A 12640-nucleotide genomic window follows, 5' to 3' on the forward strand; every position below is an offset into this window, starting at 1 on the left:
GGCGTTATGCAACAGCAGGATAACTCAGCCAGTAACATGGAAGCAGCCTCTGTGTTGGCTCAGGACTTGGATTCATTGTTGAATCAGCACTTTCGCGGTCGCGTGGTGCGTAAGGACCTGACGAAGCAGCTGAAAGAAGGGGCGAATGTTCCGGTTTACGTACTGGAATATCTTCTCGGTATGTACTGTGCCTCCGATGACGATGAGGTTGTCGAACAGGGGCTACAGTCGGTTAAGCGTATTCTCTCTGATAACTACGTCCGGCCGGATGAAGCGGAAAAAGTAAAATCACTGATTCGTGAGCGTGGTTCTTACAAAATTATCGATAAGGTCACGGTAAAGTTAAACCAGAAGAAAGACGTTTACGAAGCCCAGCTCTCTAACCTTGGCATTAAGGATGCCCTGGTGCCTTCGCAGATGGTGAAAGACAACGAGAAACTGTTGACGGGTGGCATCTGGTGCATGATCACCGTGAACTACTTTTATGAAGAAGGGCAAAAAACGTCTCCTTTCTCGCTGTTCACACTGAAGCCGATCCAGATGCCAAATATGGATATGGACGAGGTATTTGAAGCCCGCAAGCAGTTTGATCGCGACCAGTGGATTGATGTGCTGTTACGTTCGGTCGGGATGGAACCTGCAAATATTGAGCAGCGTACCAAGTGGCATCTGATTACTCGCATGATACCCTTTGTGGAAAACAACTATAACGTCTGCGAGCTTGGGCCACGTGGTACCGGTAAGAGCCATGTTTATAAAGAATGCTCCCCTAACTCCCTGCTGGTATCTGGCGGGCAAACCACGGTAGCCAACTTGTTTTACAACATGGCCAGCCGGCAGATTGGTCTTGTGGGTATGTGGGACGTCGTCGCGTTTGATGAAGTGGCAGGGATCACTTTCAAAGACAAAGATGGCGTGCAGATCATGAAGGACTACATGGCGTCAGGTTCGTTCTCTCGAGGTCGTGACTCAATCGAAGGTAAAGCCTCCATGGTGTTTGTCGGCAACATTAACCAGAGCGTGGACACGCTGGTCAAAACCAGTCATCTGCTTGCACCGTTTCCAGATGCGATGATTGATACAGCCTTTTTTGACCGTTTCCATGCCTACATTCCTGGTTGGGAAATTCCAAAGATGCGTCCGGAATTTTTCACCAATCGCTATGGTTTGATCACGGATTACCTCGCTGAATACATGCGCGAAATGCGTAAACTTAGCTTCTCCGATGCAATTGATAAATTCTTCAAGCTGGGAAATAACCTCAATCAGCGTGACGTGATTGCCGTACGCCGCACGGTATCCGGCTTGTTGAAGCTAATGCACCCAGACGGCGCTTACGACAAGGAAGATGTACGGGTTTGCCTGACCTATGCACTGGAGGTCCGCCGTCGCGTTAAAGAGCAGCTTAAGAAACTCGGTGGCCTGGAATTCTTTGATGTGAACTTCAGTTATATCGATAATGATAGCCTGGAAGAGTTCTTCGTAAGCGTACCGGAGCAGGGCGGCAGTGAATTGATTCCTGCCGGTATGCCGAAACCTGGCGTAGTGCATCTGGTCACGCAGGCTGATACAGGTATGACGGGCCTCTATCGTTTTGAAACGCAGATGACTGCCGGTAATGGCAAACATGCGGTATCAGGTTTAGGGTCGAATACAGCAGCGAAAGAAGCGCTCCGCGTGGGTTTTGACTACTTCAAAGGTAACTTAGGTCGTATCAGTGCTGCGGCTAAATTCTCTGAACATGAATACCATCTTCATGTGGTGGAGCTGCACAGCACAGGACCGAGTACTACCACCAGTCTGGCCGCGTTAATCGCGTTCTGTTCCATATTGCTGGCAAAACCGGTTCAGGAACAAATGGTCGTATTGGGCGGCATGACATTGGGCGGCGTGACGAATCCCGTTCAGGATTTAGCTGCATGCCTGCAGGTAGCATTCGATAGCGGTGCTAAAAAGGTATTGCTCCCTATGGAGTCTGCTATGGATATTCCGACCGTACCGACTGAGTTATTTACCAAGTTCCAGGTAAGCTTTTATGCCGATCCGGTGGATGCTGTATATAAGGCATTAGGTGTAAACTAAATATATCGAGGAGTGAGTCATACTCCTCAGTTAAATAATCCGTAAGTCTTTTCTTGTTTATTTTTTTGAACTATATTCTTTAATCCTGTTTTTCATCTGGAATTGACCTGCTCCTCAACAGATTTAGCCCGCTTCAGATAGGGCGGTAGCAAGGTACTGTTGAAACGAATGCTACTACCGCTGCGATCCCTGACCTTTGGTACTCTTATGCTGACATCACCGATGCCAGTCTGAATGGAGCGTTCAGGCAGGAAGCCATTACGCACAACAGCCAGACAGCCATCATCGAGCCGGTGGTCAGCATATTACGAAAGCATAGCCTCCAGTTCGGCCTCAACCGCATTAGCAATAAGTTGGCGGGCTCCGTTACGGAGCAAATCATGTAATGGGTCAGTCGGCTCTGCTGGCTCTGATAATACCTGTAGGGTAGACTTGTTCATGGCGTATCATCTCTCTGTTGTTGAAATCCTGGAAGAAATCAATCAGCAGGATACGCCACCTTCCTCGAATCCCCATACACCAGAAATGAGCATAACTCCAAACAAATCAGATATCTGCAGTATAAGGGCTTTCCCTTTTCGATCATCACAGAACTCTGGGTGTAATGTTAATAGACAAAAAATAAAAAAAAACAGACAGATAGCAAAGAAGATCTAGTGAGGATCTTCTTTGCTTTTGCGGATCAGTCGAATGTGTATTCGCAGGTCATGCACTCGTAGCGATCAAATACTACACCATCCAAAGTTGAGCCTGTTACAGCCCCAGCAACTGCCCCGGCCACCAGCCGACCAAATAAAGCCCCGACAGCAGCCCCAGCAATTGTACCAACAACAGGGATTGCTGAACCAACTGTTGCACCACTGAGAGCGCCAGAGAGGCCGCCAGCGAGAGCACCGGTCTTTTTACCGAAATGACGTTCACTAATACGGGTTGAATCACAAGCCGGGCAGCGTACATAATTTTCCATGATAGTTTCCTTTTAGGTTGTTGATGACGTAAAAAAGCCCCTGTCCGTGAGGACAGGGGCTATGGGATTCAGGGTAAGGTATGAAACGAATTAGCTTGCTATAAATTGCGAGTGATAATCATTACATAATAGTGTGAGCTTACTTAAACGGATTATTTACTTTGGCATAATCAAAGGGAGAGATAATCGTTTCCCGGTTTGCATTGATAAAATCAGCCCACCATTGCAGCATCAGTTTACGTTCATCAAGATGTTCAGCTTTATGAATATAAGCTGCACGTACGCCATTACGTTCCTGATGGCTCATCTGGCGTTCAACAGCATCCCTCGACCATAATCCGGACTCAATCAACGAACTGCAGGCCATTGCACGGAACCCGTGACCACAGACATCGATCTTTGTATCGTAGCCCATCAGCCGCAGTGCGTTATTTACGGTATTTTCACTCATGGGCTTCCATGGATTGCTATCGCCAGTGAAAATCAGTTCATGTTCCCCGCTGATGGTGTGAATCTTCTGCAGAATATCCAGTGCCTGAGTAGAGAGTGGTACCAGATGCTCTGTCCGCATTTTTGAGCCACGATGAGAATACTTGACCCCCTCAATAGGTTTCCGCTCTGGAGGAATGGTCCACATGGCTTTTTTGAAGTCGATCTCAGACCATCTGGCAAAGCGAAGCTCGCTGGAACGTATGAAGATAAGCAGGGTAAGTTTAGTTGTCAGTCGGGTAAGAGGTTGTCCTCTGTAGGTATCCAGCCGTTCAAGTAGTTCAGAAATGCGATTTAAGGCGAGGGCAGGGCGATGCTGGCGCTTCACCGTCGTTAAAGCCCCAGCCATATCTACAGCTGGGTTATAACTGATAATACCTGACTGGGCAGCATAGCGCATGATCGCAGTGATACGTTGCTGAAGGCGAGCTGCGATTTCATAGATCTCTTTTGCTTCGGCAGCTTTGACGGGGATGAGTAAATCTGGAGTCCTGAGGGTGGTAATATCGCGTGAGCCGATAAAGGGAAACACATGAGTTTCGAGGCTTTTCAGTATCTTCTCACTATGTGAGGCTGACCATTTTTTGTTGCTCTGATGCCACAGCCTTGCGATGCCTTCAAATGTCTGATCTGTTTCAGGTACAGACTTTTTGATCCGTTTCTGTTCACAGGGGTCGGTTCCCTCAGCTATCAGCTTCCTTGCCGCATCGCGTTTTTCCCTTGCTTCTGATAAGGAGACTTCAGGATAGACACCCAGAGCAAGCGTTTTCTCTTTACCCAGAAAACGGTAGCGGAGCCTCCAGTAGCGCGAGCCATTAGGGTGAACGAGCAAAAACATGTTGCCACTATCGGCAAGTTTATAAGGTTTTTCATCCGGTTTAGCTGCACGGATTTTAGCGTCAGTGAGTGCCATTGGCGGTATCTCCTGATAGTAAAAGGGGTATAAATTTTATCGAATCAGACTATACCCTCAGTTGTACCCTCGCAAGGGACTTGATGCGGGTTGAAGTTGATTGAGTTGGGTGGAGTTAAGGAATTGTAGAAGTATTGATTCTGGCGGGCTCAGAATGAAAAAAACGGACCTCCGTGGAGGTCCGTTGATATGAATTTGGTGCCCGGACTCGGAATCGAACCAAGGACACGGGGATTTTCAATCCCCTGCTCTACCGACTGAGCTATCCGGGCAACGGAGCGCATTAAACCGCAATCAGGCCTTATCGTCAACCTTATTTCAGGAAAAGCCGTTCAATTGCTTAAGTTTGCGACAATCTGACGGTTTACGCGCCGAATATGGCAAATTGAACCGATTTGCTTACGTCAGTGCTCCGCCCATACGGCATTGAGCAAAGCGCAGAATGTCTTCAGCCAGTCGGTGCGCCGTATCCACATCAGCCTGGCTACGATTCACCAGCATGCGGCTCAGGCAACCCTCCAGTACCAGCTCCATCTGCTTAGCCACCATCGCCGGGTCATCCACTTCCAGTGTGGTTAGCAGTTCGTGGGTGAAGTCATGCGCCGCCCGTTTTTGCTGATCCGCCAACTGATGAATAGGATGGCCAGGATCAGGATAGAACGTACAGGCTGCAATAAACAGGCAGCCCGGATAACGGTTGTTACTGACACATTCGGTCAGAGCGGTATAGCGCGCCAGCAGCTTTTGTTCCGCTGTCAGTTCTTCATTCAGCATCAGTTGCCTGCGCCAGACATCAACCTGCTGGCTGAGATAGCGGAGAGCATCATAAAGCAGAGCCTCTTTATCCGGCCAGAAGCGCTTAAGCTCATCCAGAGGGTAATCGATACGGTCGGCTACCATCTCAAGCGTGGTGCTGGCGATCCCTTGAATCTCAAGTAATTGCAGGGCTTGTCCCAGTACGTCTTCACGTTGCACGGTTTTCTCCTCCGCTATTCCCAACGGTTTGTCCCGTCTAAAGTGTTGTTTACGGTTGGCGATCACGCAAATGTGTGCTGAAAGCCGCCGCATCCATAAACCCGGTTACGCGCTGTTCCGGCTGCTCTTTCCCCTGGTCATTGAAGAACAAAATGGTTGGCAGGCCGAGAACATTAAGTTGCTTCAGCAGGGCCTTGTCATGCGCACTGTTGGCTGTGACGTTCGCCTGGAGGAGAACAGTCTCTTTCAGAGCGCTTTGCACCTGTGGATCGCTAAAGGTGTATTTTTCGAACTCTTTACAGGCGACACACCAGTCAGCATAGAGATCGAGCATCACCGGTTTGCCTTTTGCCTGATCCAGAGCGCTATTGAGCTCATCCACAGTCTTTACCCTGGTGAAGTTCAGATGTGCCTGTGTCTCACCAACGTTTGTGCCAAACGCCCAGTCCTGTAACGGACGTACGCTCACCAGTGCGGCAGCGAGCAGACAAATTTGCACCAGACGCATCCATGGCTTTTTCGCCCCCAGGCTTGTGATAAATGCCCAGCTGAAGAAGGCTACGCCGAGCATTGCCCACAGTCGCATCCCCCAGATATCACCAATAATACGCTCCAGCAGAAACACCGGGAGTGCCAGAATGACAAAGCCAAACGCGGTTTTCACCGTTTCCATCCACGGGCCACTTTTCGGCAGCAGACGATTACCAAATACGGTTACCAGAATGAGTGGCAGACCCATCCCTAAAGCATAAAGGTACAACGTACCCCCGCCGAGCCACATATTGCCGCTCTGGGCAATGTAGAGCAGGATGGCGCTCAGTGGGGCCGTAGTGCACGGGGAACAAATCAAACCGGCGATGGCTCCCATCGCGAATACCCCACCCGCTGAGCCCCCCTGCTGACGATTACTCATCAGCGTTAAGCGGGTTTGCAGCGATGACGGTAGTTGCAGAGTAAACAAGCCAAACATCGACAGTGCCAGCAGGATGAAGACCACCGACAAGCCAATAAGCACATAAGGATGTTGAAGTGCCGCCTGAAACTGTAACCCGGCAGCGGCAACCACAAGGCCAAGGGCTGTGTAGGTCAACGCCATGCCCTGCACATAAATAAAGGTCAGCAGCAGGGCGCGAGTGGTGGAAAGCCGTTGCTTCCCGCCAAGCACGATGCCAGAGATGAGCGGATACATTGGCAGCACGCACGGCGTAAAGGCTATGCCGATACCGATCAGCAAGGCCCAAAGTGCTGAGAAAGGAAGGTCTGTGCGCTCATCGCTTGTCTCGCCTGAGGGGAGAGGGGAAAAGGTGGCCGCAGCTTTAACTTCACTGAGCGGAACCACCTTCGTTTCAGGGGGATAACAAAAGCCCGCATCGGCACAGCCCTGATAAGTCACGGTCAGTGTGGCACCTTTTTCGGCCTGATTCACAATGACCGGGACGCTTAAGCGCTGGCGGTAGATTTCACTTTTGCCGTAAAACTCATCCTTATGCCACTCGCCTGGAGGCATCTGTAAAGCGCCCACATTTGCCTGGGAAGGTGTGATACTGACCTGCTTGCGGTAGAGGTAATACCCCTCTTTGACCTGCCAGGTGAGATTCAGGTCGTGCTGGTTTTGCTGAAAATCGAAAACAAACGCCTGGTCGGCAGGGATAAAATTCGAACGGCCGGGTGCATCAAACAACCCGGCAAATACTGACGAGCTGCACAGCAGCAGGATCAGCGTAAGGAAGCGTTGAGCCATGAGAGATAGTCGTTATCGCCGTGGACTACTGGCAATACCAGCAGTTCTGGGGTTTGGTAAGGGTGATGAGATTTGAGGCAGTCCAGGAGTGCCTGCTGGTTCACCTGATTCGTTTTTAGCAACATCTGAACTTCGTACTCCTGCTCCAGTTTACCTTCCCAGCAGTAAAGGGAAGTGGCTCCGGGGAGGAGCGTAACGCAGGCTGCCAGTTTTTCGGCCAGCACTTTGGCGGCGAGATCCTGGGCAGAGGCTTCATCAGGGGCGGTACACAATACGACAACAGCATCAGGCGTGTTCACAAGTCGACCTCCTCATCACGAAAGTCTTCACTATATCACGCAAGACGATTGGTCATTAATGAAACGGGCCGCAGAGCGGCCCGATTTTAACTATTTTTACAACCACTCACCGTTTACAGCACCACACCACCAATGATAAAGCCGAGGATCACGCAGAGCGAAATCGCGACCACACCAGGGATCAGGAACGCATGGTTAAACACGTATTTACCGATACGGGTTGAACCGGTGTCGTCCATCTCCACTGCGGCCAGCAGGGTTGGATAGGTTGGCAGAACGAACAGAGCAGAAACCGCCGCAAACGAAGCGATTGCCGTCAGTGGCGTTACGCCCAGCATCAGTGCTGCAGGCATCAGCGCTTTGGTGGTCGCCGCCTGAGAGTAAAGCAGGGTAGCGGCAAAGAACAGGACTACCGCCAACAGCCATGGGTAGTTGTGCAGCAGGTCACCCGCAACGGTCTGGATGTCGCTGATGTGTGCTTTCACGAATGTATCACCGAGCCATGCAACGCCCAGTACGCAGACGCAGGCGCTCATGCCAGATTTGAAGGTGCTGGCATTCAGCACTTCGCTGGTGTCGATTTTACAGGTGATGCTAATCAGCGTCGCGATGGTCAACATGAACACCACAATCGCTTCGTTACGTGGCAGCACCGGGTTCTGGATCAAGCCCACCGTGTCACTGATGGCGGTCGCGTAGAACATGACTGCGACGATACCGATCAGGAACAGCAATACGGAGCGTTTTGCATGTGGTTTCAGTTCGAAGACCTGGCTGCCACGCAGTTTCACTTCACCCTTAGCCAGACGTTCCTGATACACCGGATCGTCTTTCAGTTCGGCGCCAAGGAAGTTACACAGTACGGCAGTAATCATCACCGCAATCAGCGTCACCGGAATACAGATCGCCAGCAGCGTCAGGTAACTCACGCCCATCGGTTCAAGAATACCGGCGAAGAAGACCACGGCAGCGGAAATTGGCGACGCAGTGATGGCAATTTGCGACGCAACTACCGCAATGGAGAGCGGACGAGACGGACGGATACCTTGTTCTTTCGCCACTTCGGTAATCACCGGCAGCGTGGAGAATGCGGTGTGTCCGGTTCCCGCGAGAATGGTCATAAACCATGTCACCAGCGGGGCAAGGAAGGTGATGTATTTTGGATGGCGGCGCAGCATACGCTCCGCCAGACTCACCAGGTAGTCCATACCGCCTGCCACCTGCATCGCTGCGATAGCGGCAATAACTGCCATGATGATTTCGATAACGTCAAAAGGTATTGCACCGGGTTTGATCTGAAAGATAAGTGTAAGAACGAGCACCCCGAGACCGCCGGCAAAACCAATGCCGATACCCCCGAGTCTTGCTCCCAAATAAATCGCCAACAAGACGATGACGAGTTCTGCTCCAAACATAAGGACCTGCCTTGCTTATTAACAAGTTGATATTGAATTGTTGTATTTTGGTAACGCCTAAAAAGAAAAAAGGCACGTCACAAGTGACGTGCCTTAAAGAAGCCTAGCCTGAACTGCTACTGTTCGCTTTCATCGGTATATCGTTTCGCTTTATATGCCGGGTGCATCAGGTTTTGGGCCGAGAAGATATCGTCCAGCTCGGCTTCGGTCAACAGTCCGCGTTCCAGAACCACTTCACGTACGCTCTTACCGGTTTCGGCGCAAATCTTACCGACGATGTCACCGTTGTGGTGACCGATGAACGGGTTGAGGTAGGTGACGATCCCGATGGAGTTGTAGACATAACCTTCACAGACTTCTTTATTCGCTGTGATGCCGTTAATGCATTTTTCCAGCAGGTTGTAGCAGGCGTTGGTCAGGATGTGAATGGATTCAAACATCGCCTGGCCAATCACTGGCTCCATCACGTTCAGCTGCAACTGACCCGCTTCAGAGGCCATGGTCACAGTCGTGTCGTTACCGATGACTTTGAAGCAGACCTGGTTCACCACTTCAGGCACCACCGGGTTCACTTTGGCTGGCATGATGGACGAACCCGCCTGCAGTTCTGGCAGGTTGATTTCGTTCAGACCAGCACGCGGACCAGAGGAGAGCAAGCGCAGGTCGTTACAGATTTTGGACAGTTTCACCGCCAGACGTTTCAGGGCACTGTGTACCATCACATAAGCGCCACAGTCAGAGGTCGCTTCAATCAGGTCTTCTGCAGGGACAACCGGCAGGTTAGAGACTTCAGCCAGTTTCTGTACCGCCAGTTGCTGATAGCCATCCGGAGTGTTCAGACGTGTACCGATGGCGGTTGCGCCCAGGTTCACTTCAAGCAGCAACTCGGAGGTGCGCAGCAGGTTTTTCGTTTCTTCGTTGAGCAGCACGTTAAACGCGTGGAATTCCTGGCCGAGGGTCATTGGCACAGCGTCCTGTAATTGGGTACGACCCATTTTCAGGATATCCTGGAACTCAACCGCTTTACGCTGGAAGCCATCACCCAGTTGGTTGATCGCATCCACCAGTTTCACCACGGAGGCATATACCGCAATGCGGAAACCGGTAGGGTAGGCGTCGTTGGTGGACTGGCATTTATTAACGTGGTCGTTCGGGTTCAGGTACTGGTATTCACCTTTCTGGTGACCCATCAGCTCCAGGCCAATGTTTGCCAGTACTTCGTTGGTATTCATGTTGACGGAGGTGCCCGCGCCGCCCTGATAGACGTCAACCGGGAACTGGTCCATACATTTGCCGTTGTTCAGCACTTCATCGCAGGCCGCGATAATCGCATTTGCCGCGCTTTTAGGAATGGTTTGCAGCTCTTTGTTGGCCAGTGCTGCGGCTTTCTTCACCATCACCATGCCACGGACAAATTCAGGGATGTCGCTGATTTTGCTGTTGCTGATGTAGAAGTTTTCAATCGCTCTCAGAGTGTGGACACCGTAGTAGGCATCCGCTGGAACTTCCCTGGTACCCAACAAGTCTTCTTCGATACGAATGTTGTTTAACATGTGAACCTTCTTTTCAAGCTGCCGATGGATTGTACTAAACACACAGTATTAATGTGGTTTTGAATATTTTCTGACCGACGATTATTCCCTCAATCAGCCAGATGCTCGAGATCATATGCTGATGATAGCGAATTGCCGTAAGCTGGATCACTTATTATCGAGCCGATTCCATGATAATTATTAATCTGTGAAATGAGTCACCGCTTTAATATTTCCAAAAAAAATATCCGTGCAAACTGATTGAAATTTCGCTAACCGTCACCATCTCATAAAAACGCGCGTCGCGAACACATTCAGACAGGGGCCCAACGGCACCTGCCACACAGGAGATGCCAGTGCGCTGGATACCGTTTATTGCTTTCTTTCTCTATGTTTACGTTGAGATTTCCATTTTCATCCAGGTTGCCCATGTGCTGGGCGTCCTGCTGACGCTGATTCTGGTGATTTTCACCTCCGTCATCGGCATGTCGCTGGTGCGTAATCAGGGTTTCAAAAATTTCCTGATAATGCAGCAGAAAATGGCTGCAGGTGAAAGCCCGGCCGCGGAGATGATCAAAAGCGTGTCGCTGATTATTGCGGGTCTGCTGCTGATTCTGCCGGGGTTCTTCACCGACTTCCTCGGCCTTTTATTGCTTCTGCCGCCGGTGCAAAAGCACCTGACCATGAAGCTGCTGCCGCATCTGCGTTTCAGCCGTATGCCGGGCGGTGGCTTCAGCACCGGCCCGGGTGATACGTTTGAAGGGGAATACCAACGTAAGGATGAACAGCACGACCGTTTAGACCATAAAGACGATCGCTGATTTTTTTGCCCGGTGGCGCTTCGCTTACCGGGCCTACGGATTCTGCCGTTTTGGTAAAAACAGCCACAGCCCTACCAGCATGACAATAGCGTACACGCTCTTCCATCCCACCATTGCCAGCAACAGCAGGCACAGTATTCCCCCGATGACCGCCAGCGCCTTGTAGCGACCTTTCAGCAGACGACAACCCGCCAGCATGCACAGCAGGTAGATCATGATGAAAATGCCGTTGGCGTAGACGATCAGCGCATCCAGATTGATATTCAGGGCGTAAATACACAGCGTACTCAACACGCAGCAGCCCAATACGGCATTCAGGGCATTCAGCGGAAGCTGGCGTTTTGACAGACGCGCGAGACGGCTTTCAGGCTTGTACAACGCTTGCGACCACACCAGGCGGGCAAAACTCTGAATGTAGATATTGAGGCTGGCAAAACAGGCGAGATAACCAATCACGCAGGCCACCCACAGAGCTTTCACCCCAAACAATTGCACCACAATGCCTGGTAGCGAGGCGGCAGCCGCTTTATCCGCCCCGAATGCGTTAAAGTGCAATACCAGCACGGTACACGCCCAATAGACCGTCCCGGCCAACAACAGGCCTATCATCAGCGCGCGGGGGAAATCGCGTTCAGGTTGCTTAAATTCCGACGCCAGATGGGCAAAGGCTTCCAGACCGACAAAACACCAGAACATGATGGAGAGCGCGGCGAAAAGCTGTGAATGGTCAACGTCTGTCACTGCCGGGAAGGGAATTTCCTTTATTGTGATATCGCCTGCCCACCAGATTGCGGCAATGAGCGCGACAATTAGCACCGCTACCAGCGTCTGGAGATTGGCACTTGAACGGGCTCCACGCGAACCGACCCACCAGACAATTGCCAGTGTACCCAGTTCGGCTAACAGCAGTTGCTCGTTATGCCAGCCAAACAGCGCCTGACCAAAGCCGGTCGCAATATGCAGCGCCGCAGGCAGACCAACCGGGATCACAGAAAGGAACAGCCAGCCGGTAACACGCTGCAACCGCGGGCCAAAGGCCAGCCCGACAAAATGCGCCACGCCACCCGCGCTGGGAAAATGCCGCCCCAGGATCGCAAACACAATGGCTATCGGGAAAACCAACACAATCAGTACCGGCCACGCCCACAGGCTATTATTTCCGGATACCATCGCCGCCAGTGCGGGTACGGCAAATACGCCCGTTCCTAACAAGGAGGTTGAGAGCAGGCCAACGCCTTGCGCCAGCCCCAACTCCTGCTTGAGTCCACTCATTGACATCGCCCTGCCAGTACTAAAAGAGAGGCGATGGTAACACTTTCGCAAATTTTTTTTTCAACTCCCCCTTGAAGGGGTAAAAAGCTATCCCCATCTCTCAGGGCACTAGTCGGAAAACCGCATGCGGGCCG

Annotated in this window: 10 protein-coding genes, 1 tRNA gene and 2 pseudogenes; 3 read left to right on the plus strand and 10 right to left on the minus strand. The window is 51.3% G+C overall.

Annotated features, from left to right (window positions below; genetic code table 11):
- Positions 1-6: 6 nt before the first annotated feature.
- A complete protein-coding gene (brxL, locus tag V6E55_RS11990) occupies positions 7-2082 on the plus strand; it encodes a protease Lon-related BREX system protein BrxL (protein WP_264975996.1) in 2076 nt (691 codons plus the stop codon).
- Between the two features lie 110 nt (positions 2083-2192).
- On the opposite strand, the pseudogene V6E55_RS11995 reads toward brxL, so the two are convergent.
- Positions 2193-2522: pseudogene (locus V6E55_RS11995) on the minus strand (transposase); the annotation flags it as partial.
- 84 nt (positions 2523-2606) lie between these two features.
- On the opposite strand from V6E55_RS11995, the pseudogene V6E55_RS25825 reads away from it, so the two are divergent.
- A pseudogene (locus V6E55_RS25825) lies at positions 2607-2687 on the plus strand (hypothetical protein); the annotation flags it as partial.
- 148 nt (positions 2688-2835) lie between these two features.
- On the opposite strand, the gene V6E55_RS12000 reads toward V6E55_RS25825, so the two are convergent.
- From V6E55_RS12000 to aspA, 8 genes are all read right to left on the minus strand, one after another.
- Positions 2836-3039 (minus strand): hypothetical protein, encoded by a 204-nt coding sequence (locus V6E55_RS12000; RefSeq protein WP_316942898.1) that lies wholly within the window; start codon positions 3037-3039, stop codon positions 2836-2838.
- 149 nt (positions 3040-3188) lie between these two features.
- Positions 3189-4451, minus strand: coding sequence for a tyrosine-type recombinase/integrase (locus V6E55_RS12005; RefSeq protein ID WP_264975998.1), 1263 nt, complete (start codon positions 4449-4451; stop codon positions 3189-3191).
- A gap of 196 nt (positions 4452-4647) precedes the next feature.
- A tRNA-Phe gene (locus V6E55_RS12010) sits at positions 4648-4723 on the minus strand.
- A 127-nt stretch (positions 4724-4850) separates the two neighbouring features.
- Positions 4851-5426, minus strand: a complete 576-nt coding sequence (locus tag V6E55_RS12015) for a transcriptional regulator (RefSeq protein WP_028016412.1) — start codon at positions 5424-5426, stop codon at positions 4851-4853.
- 49 nt (positions 5427-5475) lie between these two features.
- Complete coding sequence (locus tag V6E55_RS12020) at positions 5476-7167, minus strand: protein-disulfide reductase DsbD (RefSeq protein WP_316942899.1); 1692 nt, start codon at positions 7165-7167, stop codon at positions 5476-5478.
- Positions 7143-7466, minus strand: a complete 324-nt coding sequence (gene cutA / locus V6E55_RS12025) for a divalent cation tolerance protein CutA (RefSeq protein WP_114979666.1) — start codon at positions 7464-7466, stop codon at positions 7143-7145. The genes V6E55_RS12020 and cutA overlap by 25 nt, the downstream gene beginning before the upstream one ends.
- 113 nt (positions 7467-7579) lie before the next feature.
- Positions 7580-8881, minus strand: a complete 1302-nt coding sequence (locus V6E55_RS12030; protein WP_032662382.1) for an anaerobic C4-dicarboxylate transporter — start codon at positions 8879-8881, stop codon at positions 7580-7582.
- A gap of 116 nt (positions 8882-8997) precedes the next feature.
- Positions 8998-10434: an aspartate ammonia-lyase gene (aspA, locus tag V6E55_RS12035; protein WP_003855923.1), complete on the minus strand. Its 1437-nt coding sequence runs from the start codon at positions 10432-10434 to the stop codon at positions 8998-9000.
- A gap of 335 nt (positions 10435-10769) precedes the next feature.
- Between aspA and V6E55_RS12040 the strand changes: the two genes are divergently transcribed.
- The gene (locus tag V6E55_RS12040) at positions 10770-11234 is read left to right on the plus strand and encodes an FxsA family protein (RefSeq protein ID WP_028016416.1); all 465 of its coding nucleotides are present in this window, start codon (positions 10770-10772) and stop codon (positions 11232-11234) included.
- Between the two features lie 33 nt (positions 11235-11267).
- Here the strand turns inward: V6E55_RS12040 and yjeH are convergent, their stop codons facing one another.
- Complete coding sequence (gene yjeH / locus V6E55_RS12045; protein WP_316942900.1) at positions 11268-12506, minus strand: L-methionine/branched-chain amino acid transporter; 1239 nt, start codon at positions 12504-12506, stop codon at positions 11268-11270.
- Between the last annotated feature and the right edge of the window lie 134 nt (positions 12507-12640).

The organism is Enterobacter sp. 342 (genome assembly GCF_036663495.1).
GTDB lineage: Bacteria > Pseudomonadota > Gammaproteobacteria > Enterobacterales > Enterobacteriaceae > Enterobacter.

What these genes read in the sequence shown, in the direction of transcription:
- aspA (WP_003855923.1), bottom strand. Translation starts at nt 10,434, where the DNA reads ATGTTAAACAACATTCGTATCGAAGAAGACTTGTTGGGTACCAGGGAA.
- V6E55_RS12020 (WP_316942899.1), bottom strand. Translation starts at nt 7,167, where the DNA reads ATGGCTCAACGCTTCCTTACGCTGATCCTGCTGCTGTGCAGCTCGTCA.
- V6E55_RS12030 (WP_032662382.1), bottom strand. Translation starts at nt 8,881, where the DNA reads ATGTTTGGAGCAGAACTCGTCATCGTCTTGTTGGCGATTTATTTGGGA.
- V6E55_RS12000 (WP_316942898.1), bottom strand. Translation starts at nt 3,039, where the DNA reads ATGTACGCTGCCCGGCTTGTGATTCAACCCGTATTAGTGAACGTCATT.
- yjeH (WP_316942900.1), bottom strand. Translation starts at nt 12,506, where the DNA reads ATGAGTGGACTCAAGCAGGAGTTGGGGCTGGCGCAAGGCGTTGGCCTG.
- brxL (WP_264975996.1), top strand. Translation starts at nt 7, where the DNA reads ATGCAACAGCAGGATAACTCAGCCAGTAACATGGAAGCAGCCTCTGTG.
- V6E55_RS12005 (WP_264975998.1), bottom strand. Translation starts at nt 4,451, where the DNA reads ATGGCACTCACTGACGCTAAAATCCGTGCAGCTAAACCGGATGAAAAA.